Below are 17,717 nucleotides of genomic sequence, written 5' to 3'. Positions count from 1 at the left end.
TTCGTGAAATTGTCTGTGGGTCGGATCGGTCTGGTTTGTGTCACCGCCGCGGTGGCGAGCGTGCTCGTCGCCTGCGGCGAATCCGAGCAGGTCGAGACTTCCGCTGCGGCGGCAGGCGGCGAAGGCCGCACCAGCTATCCGCTCACGCTGGACAACTGCGGAACCGGCGTCACCCTCGACGCGCCGCCGCAGCGGGTGGTGTCGCTGGATCAAGGATCCACCGAGATCCTGCTGTCGCTCGGACTCGGCGACCGGGTCGTCGGCACCGCGTCCTGGACCGACCCGGTGCGCGACAACCTGGCCGAGGCGAACAAGTCGGTGCCGCGCCTGGCCGACAACGCCCCCACCTACGAGGTCGTCCTCGACACCGACCCGGACTTCGTCACCGCGTCGTTCGGTCGGCACTTCGAGCAGGGCGGCGTCGCCGATCGCGCCCGGTTCGCCGAAACCGGCATCGACACCTACCTGTCGCCCACCGATTGCGACAACGGGGTGAGCATCAACGGCGGCGGCAAGCGAACCGACCCGCTGACCATGGACTCGCTGTACCAGGAGATCCGCGAGCTGGCGACGGTGTTCGACGTGACCGACCGCGGCGACCGGCTCATCGCCGAGCTGCGCACCCGGGCGGACGCGGCCGTATCGGGGATCACGAAGACGAACATTTCGATGGCGTTCTGGTTCGCCGACACCAAGAGCCCCTATGTCGCGGGCGGTCTCGGCTCGGCGAACCTGCTCGCCACCACGGTCGGCGCGACCAATGTGTTCGCCGACCTCACCGACGACTGGCCCGCCGTCGGCTGGGAGACCCTCGTCGACCGCAACCCCGACGTACTCGTCCTCGGTGACCTGCTGCGCAACCGTTTCCCGGGTGACCGGCTGGCCGACAAGACCGCCTTCCTCGAATCCGATCCCGTCACCCGCGATCTCGAGGCCGTCCGCACCAAGCGCTACATCGCGTTGCACGGCGCCGAGATGAATCCGTCCATCCGTGCCGTCGACGGCCTGGAGAAGGTGGCCGCGGGCCTGCGCGAACTGAAGGTGCCCAACTGAGTACCGTGCGCGAGCAGGCACGCACCACCCTCGGTCCGGTTCGGGAGCGTCCCCTGGTGCTCTGGACGCTGATCGTCGTCGGTGGGCTCGCCGCGCTCGCGGTGTCGATCCTGATCGCCGTCACCCTCGGCCCGGCCGACATCTCGCCGGTGAACGTGCGCGACGTGCTGCTGAACCACCTCGGGCTCACCGATGTCCCCGTGCGGGTGTCGAAGAACGCGATCGTCTGGGAGGAACGCCTGCCGCGTGCCCTGGTCGCCGCCGCGTGCGGTGCCGGGCTCGGCATCTGCGGTGTGATCATGCAGTCGCTGCTGCGCAACCCGCTGGCCGACCCGTTCGTCCTCGGTATCTCCTCCGGTGCGTCGACCGGCGCGGTGATCGTCGGTGTGCTCGGGGTGGGCGGGGCGGCGCTCGGGTTGTCGGGTGGGGCGTTCCTCGGTTCGCTCGTCGCGTTCGGGCTGGTGCTGCTGCTGGCCCGTATGTCCGGCGGCAGCAACGACCGGGTGATCCTGGCGGGCGTCGCGAGCACGCAATTGTTCTCCGCGCTCACCTCGTTCGTCATCTTCGCATTCGCCGACTCCGACGAGACACGCGGCGTGATGTTCTGGCTGCTCGGCTCGCTGGAAGGGGTGCGCTGGGACGACGTGACGCTGTGCGCGATCGTCGTGCTGACGGGTGCGGCGGTGTGCCTGTACTTCGCCTACGTGCTCGATGCCTTCTCCTTCGGCGACGATGTGGCCGCCTCGCTGGGCATCGCCGTCGCCAAGGTGCGCATGCTGTTGCTCATCGTGACCGCGCTCATCACCGCGACCCTGGTCAGCGTCGCGGGCGCGATCGGGTTCGTCGGGCTGGTCCTCCCGCACGCGGCGCGGTTCCTCGTCGGTCCCCGCCACAGCCGGTTGGTTCCCGCGACCGCGCTGCTCGGCGCGGTGTTCATGGTGTGGGTGGACGCGATCTCACGGGTGGCGTTCGCGCCGACCCCGCTGCCCGTCGGGGTGGGGACGGCCCTGGTGGGTGTGCCCGCGTTCATCGTCATTCTGTCGCGGCGAAGGAGTGTGCGATGACGCTGCACGCGCGGAACGTCACCTGGGATCGGGGCGGGTCGCTGGTTGTCGACGGGGTGAGTCTCACGCCGTCGCCGAGGGAGACCGTCGGCCTGCTCGGGCCCAACGGGTCGGGAAAATCCTCGTTGTTGCGGCTTCTCAACGGGGTGGTGCGGCCGACCTCGGGCGTGGTGACCCTCGACGGTGACGACCTCACCACCGTCAAGCGCAGGCAGATCGCGCGGGCGGTCGCCGTGGTGAGCCAGCACGCCGACACCGACGTCGACATCACCGTCGCCGACGTGGTTCGCCTCGGCCGCATCCCGCATCGCGGCACCTTCGGCGGCAACACCGCCGCCGACGAAGCCGCGGTGGCCGCCGCGCTCGAACACACCGGCCTCACGGCGAAGGCGGACCGCTTGTGGCATCGGCTCTCCGGTGGTGAGAAACAGCGCGTGCAGATCGCGCGGGCACTGGCGCAGGAACCGCGTGAACTCCTGCTCGACGAGCCGACCAACCACCTCGACATCCACCATCAGCTCGAATTGCTCGCCCTGGTCACCCGGCTGCCGGTGACCAGCGTGATCGCCCTGCACGATCTGAACCTGGCCGCCATGTTCTGCGATGCGGTGGTCGTGTTGAAGGAGGGCCGGGTCGTGGCGGGTGGACCGCCGGTCGACGTCCTGACCGCCGATCTGATCGCCGAGGTGTACAACGTGCGCGCCGAGGTGATCACCGACGCGGCGAAGGGCCGGTTGTCCATCCTGTTCGAACCGGGGCCGGTCCCGGTCCCCGCACCCTGACCCGCGGTGCAGGGTTCGGGTCGGCCACTGCTCGACCGGTGGTCGCTGGCGCGTGATCTGGTCGCCGCGACTGCGGCGGTGCGGTTGCTCGTGCTCACCCAGTTGGCGTTCAACGTCGGGTTCTTCATGGTGCTGCCGTACCTGTCGGTGTACCTGACCGAGGATCTCGGGCTGCGCGCGGCGTTCGTCGGAGCGGTGCTCGGATTACGCACCTTCTCGCAGCAGGGGATGTTCTTCGTCGGTGGTTCGCTGGCCGACCGATGGGGTGTGCGACCCGTGGTCGTCGCCGGATGCCTTTGTCGCGTAACAGGGTTCATCGGTCTGGCAGCGTTCACCTCGGTGTCGGGGATCGTCGTGGCGACCGTGCTGATCGGGTTCGCCGGCGCGTTGTTCTCGCCCGCCGTCGAAAGCGCGCTCGCCACCGCGGCCGGGAGCGCGGGGCGGGTACGCACCGAGGCGTTCGCGTTGTTCTCGGCATTCGGGCAGGTGGGGGCGTTCGCCGGACCGCTGCTCGGGGCCTTGCTGCTCGCCGCCGACTTCGCGGTGGCCTGCCTGGTCGCGGCCGGGGTCTTCGTGGTGATCCTGCTCGCGCACCTGCGGTGGCTGCCCCGCACACCCGGGGCGCACAGCACCTGGCGCGAGGGCTGGCGGGAAGTGCTCGCCAACAAGCGGTTTCTCGTGTTCGCGGTGGCGATGAGCACGCAGTTGGTCGCCTACAACCAGCTGTATCTGCTGCTGCCGCTCGAGGTGGAGCGGGCATGGGGTTCGCAGGCGCCGCTCGGCTGGTTCTTCGCCCTCTCGTCGCTGTTCGTGGTGGTCGCGCAGTTACCGGTGACCCGGCGGACGCGTTCGGCCGCTGCCCTGCCGGTCGGGCTGCTCGTGATGGCGACCGCCTTCCTGGTGATGGCGGTGTGCGCGCCCGCCCGGTGGTACGGCGTGGCGGGACTGATCCCGGCGGCGGTGTTCGTGCTGCTGCTGGCGCTCGGGCAGATGATCGTGCTGCCGGTGTCGCGGGACACGGTGGGGCGCATCGCCGGTGAGCGGCGGCTCGGGACGTACTACGGGTCGCTCGCGTCCATCGGCGGGGTGGGTGTGCTGATCGGCTCCGTGGTCACCGGTGCGCTGGTCGATCTGGTGCCCGGAGGGAGTTCACCGTGGGTCGCGGTGGCGGTCGCGCTGTGCGCGAGTGCTGTCGTGCTGCGGCGCGGCGGTTAGGCGGCGAGCTGCTCGAGGGTGGCCGACAATGCGGTGCAGGCGTCGCGTAATCGTGTGCGGAGCACGTCGGCGGATTCGGCGACGGCGGCTTGGGCGCGCACGTATTCCGCACGGCCGTTGGGGGTTTCGACGCGGACCGGTTCGTAGCCGAAATCGCGCAAATCGTATGGGCTGGCGCGCATGTCGAGTTCCCGTGCGGTGCAGGCGAGTTCGAAACAATCCAGCAGCAGGTCCGAGGGGATCAGCGGGGCCAGTTTGAAACCCCATTTGTACAGGTCCATGTTCGCGTGCAGGCAGCCCGGCTGCTCCCGGTGCATCTGATCGGCCCGCGTCAGCGGCTCGGCATTGCGTCCCACCGCGTCCGGGGTGAAGAACCGGAAAGCATCGAAGTGCGTGCACCGCAACGACATCGACTCCACCACCGCATCGGTCCCCGCATGCCCCAACCGCAACGGCACCTGCTGATGGCGCACCTCGTCGGTGCGGTACACCATCGCCCACTCGTGCAACCCGAAACACGACAGCTGGGCGGGGCGCATCGCGGTCGCTGTCAGCAACCGCCCGACGAACTCCACCGTTTCCCGCCGCTTCACCAGATACGCCGGGTCGGCCGTGAACACGTCGTCGCCCACCCGGTGATACCCGCGAGCCCCCGCGTACTCCCGCGCTCCCCGCAAACCGATCCCGAATCCGGGATGCCACCGCCGCAATTGCGCGGGCTTGTTCCCGTAGTAGGTAAACAAGAAATCGATGACGGGATGCGCGGTCCCCGCCGCCCGCCGCTCCAGATACGGACCGACCAGCCGATCGAGTCGCTCCCGGTGTGCAGACGCGGCGGCCTGCCACTTGACCTCGGGCAGTACCCGCAGGTCGAGAGCGTGGTCCAGGTCGTTGTGCGTGCTCACCGCGTCATTGTCCCGCATCGACCGGAGCACCGACGACCCGGCGAAGGTCAGGCTCGCAGGAGCGCCGCCTGCACCTGTTGGAGCCGATCCACATCGCCGCGGAAACCGGCGACCGCGTCGTTGTACAGGAACGCTTCCCACAGCCGCACCAGGGCATAGGCCAAGGTGTCGCGGGCGATGGGCGGCTGATAGCCCTCGGCCTCGGCGCGTTCGATCAGGCCCGTGACGACCGCGACCGCCGTCTGGTGGACGAGGCCGTCGCTGCGCGTGATCAACCGCAGGGCGCTGGTCGACTCGTTGTCGAAGTAGCTGCGCAGCGAATCGTCCTCGACCAACCAGTGGATGCAGCGGTCGAGGATCTCGGCGAGGCGTTGCGCGCCGGTCGCCCGGCACGTGCGGGCAGTGTGGGCGACCATGCGCTCGAGCTGGTGGGCGATCGCGGCTCCGAGCAGGCCGTCGCGGGAGCCGAACCACCGGTAGATGCTGGTGCGCCCGAGGCCGAGCTGGGCGGCGATGGCGTTGACGTCGACGCGCTTGCCCGCGAGGAACGTGTCGATCGCGACGCGCAACACATCGTCACGGGTGGCCGCGGCCGGTCGCCCGGGCGCGCGTGTCCCTTCGGTTCGCGTCACAGGGGACAGCATAGGCCGCCGGGGGTATTTGAAACATATCGCTCTCTGTGTAACATTCCCGAGCATGCAATTGGCACTCACCGAGGACGAGCTCGCCTTCCGCGACGAGCTGCGCGCCTTCTTCCGGCAGGAAATCCCCGACGACATCCGTAATCGCACCCGGCACATGGCCGAGGTCAGCAAGGACGACATCGTCACCACCCAGCGCATCCTCAACGCGCACGGGCTCGCGGTGCCGCACTGGCCGGTCGAATGGGGCGGCCGTGACTGGACCCCCGTCCAGCGTCATATCTGGCACGACGAGATGCAGCTCGCCTCGGTCCCCGAACCGCTCACCTTCAACACCAACATGATCGGGCCGGTCATCGCCCAGTTCGGTACGCCGGAGATGAAGCAGCGCTTCCTGCCCGCGACCGCGAATCTCGACATCTGGTGGTGCCAGGGCTTCTCCGAGCCCGAGGCCGGATCCGACCTCGCCTCGCTACGCACGGTCGCCGTCCGCGACGGCGACGACTACGTGATCAACGGCCAGAAGACCTGGACCACCGCCGCGCAGAGCGCGGACTGGATGTTCTGCCTGGCCCGCACCGATCCGAACGCACCCAAGAAGCAAGCAGGCATCTCGATGCTGCTGTTCCCGCTGGACACACCGGGCGTCACCGTCCGCCCGATCGAGCTGATCGACGGCGGCTTCGAGGTGAACGAGGTATTCCTCGAGGACGTGCGGGTGCCCGCCGACCAGCTCGTCGGCCGGGAGAACCAGGGCTGGACCTACGCCAAGTTCTTGCTCGGCAACGAACGCACCGGCATCGCCGCCGTCGGCCAGACCAAGGTGCGGCTGTGGCTGGCCAAGGAACACGCCAAGCAGACCCGGCTCGGATCCGGCACCCTGCTCGACGACCCGATGTTCGCCGCCCGCATCGCCGAACTCGAAAACGAGCTCATCGCACTTGAACTCGTGCAGGCGCGGGTCGTCGCCGGTTCCGCCGACGGCGCACCGAATCCGGTGTCCTCGATTCTCAAACTGCGCGGCACCGAACTCCAGCAGGCGGTCACCGAACTGCTCGTCGACATCGCGGGTCCGGACTCGCTCGCCCGCGAGACCGATGAGCCCGACTGGGCGCGGCGCAGCACCGCCACCTACCTCAACTACCGCAAGACTTCGATCTACGGAGGATCCAGCGAGGTGCAGCGCAGCATCATCGCCTCGACGATCCTCGGACTGTGAGACAGCGCAATGGATTTCGAATTCACCACCGAACAGGACATGCTGCGCGACACCGTCCGTAGCGTCCTCACCCGGCATTACACCCACGAACGGCGCGCCACCGTCGTCGCCACCGACCCCGGCTGGGATCCGCAGGTGTGGTCGACCTTCGCCGAGATCGGTCTGCTCGGGCTCACCATTCCCGCCGACGACGGCGGACTCGACGCGGGCCCGATCGAGACCATGCTCGTGCTGGAAGAACTCGGGCGTGCGCTCGCACCGGAACCGGTGCTCGACTGCGCGCTGATTCCCGGCGCCGTCATCACCCGGGCGGGCTCGGCACGACAGCGCAAACAGCTGCTGCCCGAGATCGCGGCAGGCGAGCGCAGGCCGGTCTTCGCCCATGTCGAGCTGGGGATGCGGCCACCGTCCGCCTCGGTGACCACCCGGGCGACCCGCGACGGTGACGGCTGGCGGCTGACCGGGCGCAAGCATCCGGTCGCCGCCGCGGATTCCGCCGATCAGTTCATCGTGAGCGCGGCGCTGCCCGACGGCGGCACCGGCCTGTTCCTGGTCGAACCGACCGATCCGGGCGTCGCGGTCACCGCCTTCCGCACCCACGACGGCCGCCGCGGTGCCGACCTCGCCTTCGACGGCGCCGCCGCCGAACCGCTCGGCGACCCGGTCGACGCCGCCGATGTGATCGGCGAAATGATCGTCACCGCCCAGGCCGCGCTCGGCGCCGAAGCGGTGGGCGCGATGGCCGAAGCGCTGCGCCTGACCACCGGGTACCTGGGCACCCGCAAACAGTTCGGGGTCGCATTGCGCACCTTCCAGACGCTCACCCACCGCGCCGCCGACATGTACGTCTCGCTGGAGCTCGCCAGGAGCATGAGCCTGTACGCGTCGATGTCACTGGCCGACGGCATCGCCGATCCCATGGTCGCCGCCCGCGCGAAACTGCGCATCGGCCGCTCCGGCAGGCACATCGGGCAGGAAGCCATCCAGATGCACGGTGGTATCGGCATGACCGCCGAGTACCCCGTCGGCCACTACACCGCCCGCCTGACCGCCATCGAGCACACCCTCGGCGACTCGAGCGATCACCTGCGTTACCTGACCGCCCACGTCACCGACCACCAGCTGGCGGAGATCTGAGCCGACATCCGGTCCCGGCGGGCGCGAGTGCCGCCCGCCGGGTCGTTCGGCGGCACGCGGCCGGACCGCCAGGGGTCAGTGTGACGACTCGAGGTGGTGGAGCCGGTCGGGGGAGGTGAGGGTGATCGTCGGGTCGTGGAGGGTGATCAGGTTGTCCCGGTCGAATTCTTTGAGGGCTTTGTCCAGGGTGGGGACAGCGGTGCCGAGCATGGCGGCGAGGGTGCGGTGGGGCAGGTCGACGGTGTTGTCCACGGCTTCGTCGAGCAGGAGCTGGGCCAGTTGGGTGGGCAGCGGGCGGCCGAGCATGTTGACGAGACGGCCCTGACCGGCGGCGAGGCGCTTCGCCACGCTGGTGAGCCAGCGGCGGGCGATGTCGGGGTGGTCGGCCAGGAGTGTCTCGAAGGCGGCGGCCGGCAGGAACAGGCAGTGCGAATCGCTGCGGGCGCGGGCGGTGTAGGGCAGCGGCGTTTCGAGCAGCAGGGCGAGGTCGCCGTCGAGGTCGCCGGGGCGCAGGACGTCGATGACCGTTTGTTCTTGCGCCGAGCCGACCGACAGCTCGATCAGTCCCTGCCGGACGAACCACACCCCCTCCGGCGCCGTCCCGGCGGTGAACAGCGACGAGCCGGCGGCCAGGGGTTTCGGCTCGAAACGGTCGGCGAATTCGGCGTAGTCCTCGGGACGCAGCGGGCAGGTGCGCAGGCGGCCGACGCACCGCGCCACCCAGGCCGCGTGCCGTAACTGGTCGTCGCCGAAATTCTCCTCGCCCGTGGCGCGGACCAAATGGGAAAACGCCCGATGACTGTGGATCATTGCTCGCTCCTGATGGTGGTGCCGCAACCTCGTCCCACTTCGATTATCCTCGCCGAACTACGCGAATGCCCGCCTGCGTAATGGCCCATCCGGCGGCTTCATCGGCCCGTCCCGGCACGGCGCGGACCTCGGGCCGACCACCGTCGAGGCGCGCCGACGCGGAATGTTCGTCATGCGGCGGCGCCGGGGCGCATGCCAGACTAGCGGCGTGGGCGCGATGGGGAATGCGAGCGCTGAGGCGCGAACGGACGGACAGCAGGGCCGCGACCGAGGCGAGGTGATCGGTGGCGGACTGCTGTGGCTGGCCAAATGGGCACTGTGTGTCGTCGCGATCGCGGCGGGCGCGTGGGTGCTCGGCACGATCGCGGGACGACTGTGGGTGGTGCTGTTGCCGGTCGCGCTCGCGGTCGTGGTGACCACGATCCTGTGGCCCGCGACCCGATGGCTCACTGCCCACCGGATGCGGCCCGCGCTGGCCGCCACGATCACCCTGGTGGGTTTCCTCGCGCTGGTGGCGGGAGTGATCGCACTGATCGTGCCGTCGGTCGCCGATCAGGCACCGCAACTGGCGGACAAGGCGACCGCCGGTGTGAACAAGGTGCGTGACTGGGTTCAAGGTCCGCCGCTGAACATTCGCGACGAGCAGCTCGACTCCGCCGTCGACGCGATCGTGTCGCGACTGCAGTCCAGCGGCACCCAGATCGCCAACGGTGTCTTCACCGGCGTATCCACCGCGACGTCGGTCCTGATCACGATTTTCCTTGTGCTGGTCCTGGTGTTCTTCTTCCTGAAGGACGGTCCGCGCCTGCTGCCCTGGATGCATGTCGTGTGCGGCAACCGCAGCGGCCGTCACGTCGAGGCCGTGCTCGAACGGGTCTGGGGAACCCTCGGCGGGTTCATCCGCACGCAGGCGATCGTCAGCTTCGTCGATGCCGTCCTCATCGGCGCCGCCCTGTTCATCCTCGACGTGCCGTTGGCGCTGGTGCTGTCGGTGATCACCTTCGTCGGCGGTTTCATCCCGATGGTCGGCGCGTTCGTGGCCGGCGCGCTCGCCGTCCTGGTCGCGTTGGTCGGCAACGGTTTCACCACCGCGCTGATCGTGCTCGGTGTCGTGATCGCGGTGCAGCAGCTGGAAGGCAATGTGCTGCAACCGGTCCTGCAGAGCCGCAGCATGGAGTTGCACCCCGTGATCGTGCTGCTCGCGGTGACCGCGGGCGGCTCCCTCTACGGCATCACCGGCGCCTTCCTCGCGGTCCCGGTGGTCGCGATGATCGCGGTGGTCCTGCGCTATCTCGGCGAACAGATCGACGCCACGACCACGCCGGATCAGGCAGAGTGTGACACTGCGGCGAAGGCTGCCGTCCCACCCCCGGTCCAACCATCCGGCGATCCCGCCTGACCAGGCCACCTCGTCCCCGACGGTCATCTGCGCGGGGTGGTCTCGTCCACCCCGCGCATGCCCGGCCGGGGACCGCGCTCACTCAGGTTTGCGATGGGTCCCGTCGCGCACGGTACCGACGAACTCCTCCACCAGGTCCTCGAGCGCGACGACGCCGACGGTATTTCCGCGGGCATCCACCACCCGGCCCAGATGACTGCTGGTGCGGCGCAACCGGGCCAGGGCCTCGTAGAGCGCGGTGGTGGTGGTGACCGTCGGCAGCGGGCGGATGTCGGTGCGGGGGATCTTGGTGTCGGGGCCCGCGTTGTCGTCGGCGACCTCGTCGAGCACATCCTTGATGTGCAGGTAGCCGACGAGCGAACCGTCGGCCGCGCGGACCGGGTACCGGGAGAATCCGGTCTCGGCCACGGCGGCTTCCACATCGCCGAGGGTGGTTCCGTCGCCGCGCAACGGCACCGAACGCGCGTCGGCCAGCGGCACCATCACATCACCGACGATCCGCTCGGAGGTGCCGAGGGCCTGGGTGAGCCTGCGATGTTCCTCCTCGTCGAGCAGACCCTCCGACCGCGACTCGCCGATCATCTCGGCCAGTTCCACCGTGGACACCGTCGCGTCGAGTTCGTCCTTGGGTTCGATGCGCAGCATCCGCAGGGTGAGGTTCGCGGCGTAGTTGTATAGCGCGATGAGGGGGCGCGCGATCCGCAACCACATCAGATGGATCGGTACCAGCAGCAGCGCCGAGCGTTCCGGACCGGCCAGCGCGATGTTCTTCGGGACCATCTCGCCGAGCAGGATGTGCAGGATCACCACCAGGGTCAGCGCCAGCGCGAACCCGACCGGGTGCAGCAGCTGCTCGGGCAACCCGAGCAGTTCGAACGGGCGCTCGATCAGGTGCGCGATGGCCGGTTCGCCGACCCGGCCGAGCAGGATCGAGCAGATGGTGATGCCGAGCTGGGCGGCGGCCAGCATCATCGACAGGTTCTCGCCTGCCTCGATCACGGTCGCGGCCTTCTTCTTCCCCTGTGCGACAAGGGCTTCCAGGCGATCGCGACGGGCCGAGATGAGCGCGAACTCGGCCGCGACGAAGAAGGCGTTGCCCGCGAGCAGCACCACGGTGAGGACGATTCCGAACAGGTCACCCATGGTTGTGCTCCCGTGCCGCGAGGTTCGCGTCGTCGACGGGCACCAGGCGCACCCGATCGATCCGCCGTCCGTCCATCCGTTCCACCCTGGCCACCCAGCCGCCCGCACCGCCACGCGATTCGGGCAGGACGACCTCGTCGCCGCCCATCGGGATGCGGCCCAGTTGGGTGAGGACGAGTCCGCCGAGGGTTTCGTATTCGCCCTCGGGGGCGTCGTAGCCGGTCGCGCGGGACACCTCGTCGATGCGCAGCAGACCCGAGCAGTCCCAGCCGTCGCTCACCCGGCGCACGTCGCGTTCCTCCTCGTCGTGCTCGTCGCGCACGTCGCCGAGGATCTCCTCGATCAGGTCCTCCATGGTGACCATGCCCGCGGTGCCGCCGTACTCGTCGACGACGAGCGCCACCTGCATGCCGTCGGCGCGGACTCGTTCGAGCACCTCGTCGCCGTCGAGACTGGCCGGCACGATCGGTACCGCGACGGCGAGTTTCCCGAGCGGGATCTGCTTGCGCAGGTGCGCCGGATGGGTGAAGGCGTGTTTGACGTGGACGACGCCGAGGGTGTTGTCGAGGTCGCCGTCGATCACCGGGAACCGGGAGTACCCGGTACGCGCCGAGGCGGCGATGAGGTCGGCGATGGTGTCGTCGCGGTCGAGCGACTCCACCTTCACCCGGGGGGTCATCAGGTCCTCGGCGCTGCGTTCACCGAACTCCAGTGAGCGGTCCATCAGCTGGGCGGTGCGCTGATCCATCGCCCCGCGCTGGGCCGAGGTGCGCACCAGCGACCCGAGTTCCTGCGGCGACCTGGCCGACCGCAGTTCCTCGGCCGGTTCGATGCCGAGCCTGCGGACCAGCCAGTTGGCGGCGTTGTTCAGGAATCGGATCAGCCATTTGAAGAACACGGAGAACCCGATCATCGGGCCCGCGGTGAGCCGGGCCGTCGCCATCGGCTTGGCGATGGCGATGTTCTTGGGTACCAGCTCGCCGTAGATCATCGACAGCGAGGTCGCCAGGATCAGTGCCAGCGCGAGCGCGACACCGGTCGCGGCGGTTTCGCTCAGGCCGATGCCGTCGAGCAGGGGCGCCAGCAGTCGTGCCAGCACGGGCTCGGCGATGAAGCCGGTGATCAGTGTGGTGATGGTGATGCCGAGCTGGGCGCCCGAGAGCTGGAACGACAGGGTGTTGTGCGCCTGTTTGACCAGTCGTGACCGGGTGTCACCGGAACGCGCGGCCGATTCGACGGTGCTGCGTTCCAGGGCGGTGAGGGAGAACTCGGCGGCCACGAACAGGGCGGTACCGAGGGTCAATGCGGCGAAACCGAGCAGGCTGAGCACTGTCAGCACGGTGGACATCCTCAGCACCACCCATGCGGTGCGGGGGCGAGACCAGAGGATCGGACGGACGCTGCGGAAAGGAGGACGCCGGGTTTGTCACCCGGCTCCGTAGAGGAGCCCTCCTGTGTGGCGCCCTTGGACGCGGGTGACAACTGGATCCTTTCGAGGTGGGAAAAGAAGCTACGCCGAGATCGGCAACTCCATAGTAATCCGTCGCCTCGGTTGATGTGTCAGCGGCGCGGCCGACCGGCGCCCGTGGGGCGTCCGGTCGGCCGGTCGGTCACCAGCCGCTGGGCAGCGGCCTGCCCTCGGCGAACCCGGCGGCGGACTGCACACCGAGCACCGCGCGCTCGTGGAACTCGGGCAGGGTGCGGGCGCCCGCGTAGGTGCAGGAGCTGCGCACACCCGAGCAGATGTGGTCGATGAGGTCCTCCACGCCCGGCCGCTCGGGGTCCAGGCGCATGCGCGAACTGGAGATGCCTTCCTCGAACAGTGCCTTGCGGGCCCGGTCGAAACCGCTGTCGGCGGCGGTGCGGGCGGCGACGGCGCGCTTGGACGCCATGCCGAAGCTTTCCTTGTAGGCGTTGCCGTCGCGGTCGACGCGCAGGTCGCCGGGGGATTCGTAGGTGCCGGCGAACCAGGAGCCGATCATCACGTTCGACGCGCCCGCGGCCAGCGCCAGGGCTACGTCGCGGGGGTGCCGGACACCACCGTCGGCCCATACGTGCACGCCGAGTTCCTGTGCGGCGGCGGCACATTCGGCCACTGCGGAGAACTGGGGGCGGCCGACACCGGTCATCATGCGGGTGGTGCACATCGCACCGGGCCCGACACCGACCTTGATGATGGTCGCGCCCGCCTCGGCCAGGTCGCGGGTGCCCTCGGCGGAGACGACGTTGCCCGCCACCAGCGGCAGCCCGAGCCCGAGATCGGCGACGGTGCGCAGGGATTCGAGCATCTTGGTCTGGTGACCGTGGGCGGTGTCGAGGACCAGGACGTCGGCGCCCGCGTCGGCCAGTGCCTTCGCCTTGGCGGCCACGTCACCGTTGATGCCGACGGCGGCGGCGACGCGGAGTTTGCCCTCGGCGTCGACGGCCGGAGTGTAGATGCCCGCGCGGATGGCGCCGGTACGGGTCATCACGCCCGCCAGGGTGCCGTCGGGGTGGGTGAGCACGGCGAGCTGGGTGTGTGATCCGGCGAGCCGGTCGAAGATGTCGCGGGGCGAGGCGTCGACAGGGGCTTGCACGAAATCGGTCTGGGCGATCTCGCGCAAGCGCGCGAACCGGTCGACGTCGGCGCAGGCGGCCTCGGTGACCACACCGACGGGTTTGCCGTCCTCGACGACGACCACCGCGCCGTGCGCGCGCTTGTGCATCAGCGCCAGCGCGTCGGACACCGCCGCGTCGGGGTCGAGCGTGACCGGGGTGTCGGCGGTGAGCGAGCGGCTCTTGACGAACGCGATGGTCTCGGCGGCCGCCGGGATCGGCAGATCCTGGGGCAGGACGACCAGTCCGCCGCGGCGGGCGACGGTCTCGGCCATCCGCTTACCGGCCACCGCGGTCATGTTCGCGACAACGAGGGGGATGGTGGTACCCGAGCCGTCGACGCTGGCCAGGTCCACATCGAAGCGGGACGCGACATCCGTCCGGTTCGGGACGAGGAACAGATCGTCGTAGGTCAGGTCGTACGGCGGCGGTGGGCCAGGAAGAAATCGCACTGTGCCGATGATAGCCGTGTGAGCGGTCCGGCGGGCGGATGCGCGTGGCGCGCTCGGAACGTGGGGCCGGAAACGGCGCGTGGCCGAACCGTAATCGGTTCGGCCACGCGGCGATTCGTGGTGATCAGTTTGCGGAACGGTTGCGGTTGCCCGCCGGAGCCGCCGGACGACCGGCGCGACGCCGCGAATTCGTCGGCGTGTCGCCGCTCCGGGCGTGTCCGCCGGCGCCCGCGGGCTTGCGGGAACGGGACTCGCCGGTCGGACGGTCCCGGCGCGGCGCGCCCGAACCCCGGCTGTGCCCGCCCTCGGAAGCCGTTGCGCCACCGGGCCTCGCGCGGCGCGGACGACCCGCACCGTTCGAGGTCCGCGTCGGCTGTGCCGGTGCGGCGGGGGTGGCGAGCGCGATGCCGCTGGGCTTGCGGGCGCCGGTGATGTCCACCAGATTCCGGTCGCCGGGGCGGACCTCGATACCGTCGGTCCGCACGCCCGCCTTGCGGGTCATCGCGGCCACGTCCTTGCGCTCCTCGTCGGTGACCAGGGTGACGACCACGCCGTCCTCCCCGGCGCGCGCGGTGCGACCGGCGCGGTGCAGGTAGGCCTTGTGCTCGGCGGGCGGGTCGAAGTGCACGACCAGCGATACGCCGTCGATGTGGATGCCGCGCGCGGCCACGTCGGTGGTGACCAGCACCGGCACCGAACCGTCGGCGAAGGCCGCCAGCGTGCGCACACGGTTGTTCTGTGCCTTGCCGCCGTGCAGCGAGCCCGCGTCGACACCGGCGCCGCGCAGCTGCTTGGCCAGGCGGTCGGCGCCGTGCTTGGTGCGCACGAACATGATGGTGAGGCCGTCGCGAGCGGCGATCTCGGTGGCGACGGTGCGCTTGATGTTCTTGTCGCGCACGAAGAACAGGTGGTGGGTCATGGTGCTCACCGACGCCTCGGCGGGCGCGGTGGAGTGGGTGACCGGGTTGCTCAGGTAGCGCTTCACCAGCTTGTCGACATCACCGTCGAGGGTGGCCGAGAACAGCAGGCGCTGACCCTGCTTCGGGGTGCGGTCGAGCAGGCGGGTGACCTGGGGCAGGAAGCCCATGTCGGCCATGTGGTCGGCCTCGTCGAGGGCGGTGATCGCCACGTCGGACAGGTCGGCGTTGCGCTGCTTGATGAGGTCGTCGAGGCGGCCGGGGGTGGCGATCAGCAGATCGACACCGCGTGCGAGCCGGTCTGCCTGACGCTTGATCGGGGCACCACCGACCACGGAGGCGACGCGCAGACCCAGCGACCGAGCGGCCTCTTCGAGCGCCTTCTCGATCTGGGTGGCCAGCTCACGGGTAGGCACGAGCACCAGACCACGCGGGCGGCCCGGCTTGGACGGCGGGCCCTCGGCCAGACGGGTGAGGATCGGCAGGCCGAAGGCGAGGGTCTTGCCCGAGCCGGTGGGGCCGCGACCCAGCACGTCACGCCCGGCGAGCGCGTCGCCGATGGTGGCGGCCTGGATGGGGAAGGGCGTGTCGATGCCGGAGTTGCGCAGTGCCTGAACCAGCGCCACGGGCAGGCCTAGTTCGGCGAAGGTCGGTTCGGTCGCGTCGGAGACAGCAGAGGTGGACAAAATGGCCTTTCGTTGGGCTGCGAATCGCGCTGGAAGATCACCGGCGCCGATTACCCGAAACACGCGAACCGCGTACGGGGTGCGGCCCAGCAGGAAGGACCGATCTCCCAGGATAGGCGTGATTGTGTTCGCGTGGGTAAACAACCTGGTCAGCGGTGACGGCGAGCGCCGGTCCGGCCAGGGGTGATCAGCCGAGTCGGTGGTGCGTGCGTCGTACCCGGTTCGGGGTGGGTGATCGCCAGGTCAGCCGTGGAACAACCGGCTCAGTTCCTGCAGCCACGGCACCGCGACGGCGAGGGTGGGAACCACCAGAATCGCGGCGGATCCGAGGTAGGCGGCGGTGGCGATTCTCACGTCGCCGTTGGCGCCCGCGAGGCGCTGGATGCGGATGAGGGTGCTCGGACCGCCCGCGGCCAGCGCACCTTGCGGTGCGGTCGATTTCGCGCACGCCACCAGGGCGCGGGCGAGCGGTTTGGGGCCGGTGACCTTCACCGCGGAGTCGTCGGCGAGCAGTTCGATGAGCAGTTTCACCGAACCGAGCGCGGCCTTGCTGCGGACCACCCGGGGGAACGCCTCGTGGACGGCGGTGAACGCCTCGAGCACCAGGTCGTGGCGGGCCCGCAGATGCGAGCGCTCATGGCTCACGATCGCGGTGACCTCGGCGTCGTCGAGGCTGGTCAGGGTGCCTTCGCTGAGCACGACGCGCTGACGCAGACCCGGCAGGCAGTAGGCGATGGGTTCGGTGGCGGCGAGCACCCGGATGTCGGCGGCGCGGCGCACGGGACCGCTCTGATCGAGCAGATCGACCAGCATGCGGTGCCGGGACCGGCGGCGCCGGGTGTGCACGCCGACGCGCACGATGGAGAACATCAGCCGCGCGCCGATCATCAGCGTCAGCGCGAACACGGTGACGTAGACGAGCCACAGCGGCAGCCCGAGCGCGTCGATCTCCTTGGTGGGGGAGGTGGTCGGCCTACCGTCGGGGCCGGGAACGAGCAGCATGCTGGCGATCGCCAGTCCGGAACCGAAGGCGCTGAGCACCGCGGCCAGCGCGATGGCCTGCCACAACACCACCGCTGCCCGCGGACTGCGGTGCGGCCAGGTAGCACGGCTGAGCAGCGCGGGCACAGGCCCTGCGAGTAGCAAGGCGAGACCTGCGAAGACTGCCGCGGTTGCGTTCATCGACTCTGCTCACTGCGTTGTGGGGCCAGGGGCGCTCACGTCGTTGTGAGAGCCGCCAGGGAGTCTAGCCGCTGTTTTCGTCGGATTCGAGCTTGGCCAGCGCCTCGCGCAACGCATCGGCCTCGTCCTTGCCGACCTGTTCCACGAAGTGCACCAGCGCCGCGGCACGGCTGCCCGCCGCGTCGGCCTGCTGCAACGCGTCGACCATCAGGCTCGCGACCAGTTCGTCGCGGCTGTGTACCGGGGCGTACCGATGCGCGCGATCGTCGCGACGCTGCACAACCAAATCCTTTTTCGCCAGCCGCTGCAGCACGGTCATCACCGTGGTGTACGCGAGCTCGCGACGAGCCGCCAGTGCTTCGTGTACCTGCCGCACCGTGAGCGGTTCGTCGGCGGACCACAACTGGTCCATCACCGCTTTTTCGAGTTCGCCGAGACCTGCCATCCCTCCGATTTTACGGACTCAACGACAAAGATGCGTACTACAGATTGTCGTAACGGGGTGTTTGCTGGTGTG

The 17,717-nt window shown here is 69.4% G+C and carries 16 protein-coding genes; 7 read left to right on the top strand and 9 right to left on the bottom strand.

Annotated elements, in window-relative coordinates:
- Positions 1 to 3 precede the first annotated feature (3 nt).
- Genes AB0I35_RS04675 through AB0I35_RS04660 form a run of 4 tightly spaced genes read left to right on the top strand, consistent with a single transcriptional unit; the run spans position 4 to position 4,114 of the window.
- Positions 4 to 1,053 carry an ABC transporter substrate-binding protein gene (locus tag AB0I35_RS04675; RefSeq protein ID WP_357394392.1) on the top strand — a complete coding sequence of 350 codons (1,050 nt, stop codon included), beginning with the start codon at positions 4 to 6 and terminating at the stop codon, positions 1,051 to 1,053.
- Between the two features lie 56 nt (positions 1,054 to 1,109).
- Positions 1,110 to 2,117 (top strand): iron chelate uptake ABC transporter family permease subunit, encoded by a 1,008-nt coding sequence (locus tag AB0I35_RS04670; protein ID WP_357394983.1) that lies wholly within the window; start codon positions 1,110 to 1,112, stop codon positions 2,115 to 2,117.
- Complete coding sequence (locus tag AB0I35_RS04665) at positions 2,114 to 2,899, top strand: ABC transporter ATP-binding protein (RefSeq protein WP_357394391.1); 786 nt, start codon at positions 2,114 to 2,116, stop codon at positions 2,897 to 2,899. Before AB0I35_RS04670 ends, AB0I35_RS04665 begins: the two co-directional genes overlap by 4 nt.
- Positions 2,900 to 2,905: 6 nt before the next feature.
- Entirely contained in the window at positions 2,906 to 4,114 is a 1,209-nt protein-coding gene (locus AB0I35_RS04660) for an MFS transporter (protein ID WP_357394389.1), read from the top strand.
- On the opposite strand, the gene AB0I35_RS04655 is transcribed toward AB0I35_RS04660, so the two are convergent.
- Entirely contained in the window at positions 4,111 to 5,019 is a 909-nt protein-coding gene (locus AB0I35_RS04655; protein ID WP_357394388.1) for a 3-methyladenine DNA glycosylase, read from the bottom strand. The genes AB0I35_RS04660 and AB0I35_RS04655 overlap by 4 nt on opposite strands.
- Before the next feature lie 47 nt (positions 5,020 to 5,066).
- Positions 5,067 to 5,651 carry a QsdR family transcriptional regulator gene (locus AB0I35_RS04650; protein WP_357394387.1) on the bottom strand — a complete coding sequence of 195 codons (585 nt, stop codon included), beginning with the start codon at positions 5,649 to 5,651 and terminating at the stop codon, positions 5,067 to 5,069.
- Between the two features lie 64 nt (positions 5,652 to 5,715).
- Here AB0I35_RS04650 and AB0I35_RS04645 point away from each other — a divergent pair, with 64 nt between their 5' ends.
- Positions 5,716 to 6,879, top strand: coding sequence for an acyl-CoA dehydrogenase family protein (locus AB0I35_RS04645; protein ID WP_357394386.1), 1,164 nt, complete (start codon positions 5,716 to 5,718; stop codon positions 6,877 to 6,879).
- 9 nt (positions 6,880 to 6,888) lie between these two features.
- A complete protein-coding gene (locus AB0I35_RS04640) occupies positions 6,889 to 8,016 on the top strand; it encodes an acyl-CoA dehydrogenase family protein (protein ID WP_357394385.1) in 1,128 nt (375 codons plus the stop codon).
- A gap of 75 nt (positions 8,017 to 8,091) precedes the next feature.
- On the opposite strand, the gene AB0I35_RS04635 is transcribed toward AB0I35_RS04640, so the two are convergent.
- Positions 8,092 to 8,826 (bottom strand): Crp/Fnr family transcriptional regulator, encoded by a 735-nt coding sequence (locus tag AB0I35_RS04635; protein ID WP_357394383.1) that lies wholly within the window; start codon positions 8,824 to 8,826, stop codon positions 8,092 to 8,094.
- Between the two features lie 217 nt (positions 8,827 to 9,043).
- Here AB0I35_RS04635 and AB0I35_RS04630 point away from each other — a divergent pair, with 217 nt between their 5' ends.
- The gene (locus AB0I35_RS04630; RefSeq protein WP_357394382.1) at positions 9,044 to 10,225 is read left to right on the top strand and encodes an AI-2E family transporter; all 1,182 of its coding nucleotides are present in this window, start codon (positions 9,044 to 9,046) and stop codon (positions 10,223 to 10,225) included.
- 78 nt (positions 10,226 to 10,303) lie between these two features.
- Here AB0I35_RS04630 and AB0I35_RS04625 read toward each other — a convergent pair whose 3' ends face one another.
- The 6 genes from AB0I35_RS04625 to AB0I35_RS04600 form a co-directional block, all read right to left on the bottom strand.
- On the bottom strand, positions 10,304 to 11,368 hold the full coding sequence (locus AB0I35_RS04625) for a hemolysin family protein (protein ID WP_067493807.1): 1,065 nt from the start codon (positions 11,366 to 11,368) through the stop codon (positions 10,304 to 10,306).
- Complete coding sequence (locus tag AB0I35_RS04620; RefSeq protein WP_357394380.1) at positions 11,361 to 12,716, bottom strand: hemolysin family protein; 1,356 nt, start codon at positions 12,714 to 12,716, stop codon at positions 11,361 to 11,363. Before AB0I35_RS04620 ends, AB0I35_RS04625 begins: the two co-directional genes overlap by 8 nt.
- Before the next feature lie 262 nt (positions 12,717 to 12,978).
- On the bottom strand, positions 12,979 to 14,415 hold the full coding sequence (locus AB0I35_RS04615; RefSeq protein WP_181698111.1) for a GuaB1 family IMP dehydrogenase-related protein: 1,437 nt from the start codon (positions 14,413 to 14,415) through the stop codon (positions 12,979 to 12,981).
- A 124-nt stretch (positions 14,416 to 14,539) separates the two neighbouring features.
- The gene (locus tag AB0I35_RS04610) at positions 14,540 to 16,018 is read right to left on the bottom strand and encodes a DEAD/DEAH box helicase (RefSeq protein ID WP_357394378.1); all 1,479 of its coding nucleotides are present in this window, start codon (positions 16,016 to 16,018) and stop codon (positions 14,540 to 14,542) included.
- A gap of 243 nt (positions 16,019 to 16,261) precedes the next feature.
- Positions 16,262 to 17,200, bottom strand: coding sequence for a M56 family metallopeptidase (locus AB0I35_RS04605; protein ID WP_067491898.1), 939 nt, complete (start codon positions 17,198 to 17,200; stop codon positions 16,262 to 16,264).
- A 64-nt stretch (positions 17,201 to 17,264) separates the two neighbouring features.
- Positions 17,265 to 17,654, bottom strand: a complete 390-nt coding sequence (locus AB0I35_RS04600; protein ID WP_279537543.1) for a BlaI/MecI/CopY family transcriptional regulator — start codon at positions 17,652 to 17,654, stop codon at positions 17,265 to 17,267.
- Between the last annotated feature and the right edge of the window lie 63 nt (positions 17,655 to 17,717).

Source organism: Nocardia sp. NPDC050378, from assembly GCF_040655675.1.
GTDB lineage: Bacteria > Actinomycetota > Actinomycetes > Mycobacteriales > Mycobacteriaceae > Nocardia > Nocardia coubleae.
The sequence above is the reverse complement of the archived record's forward strand: the minus strand, read 5'-3'. Positions and strand labels throughout refer to the sequence as shown.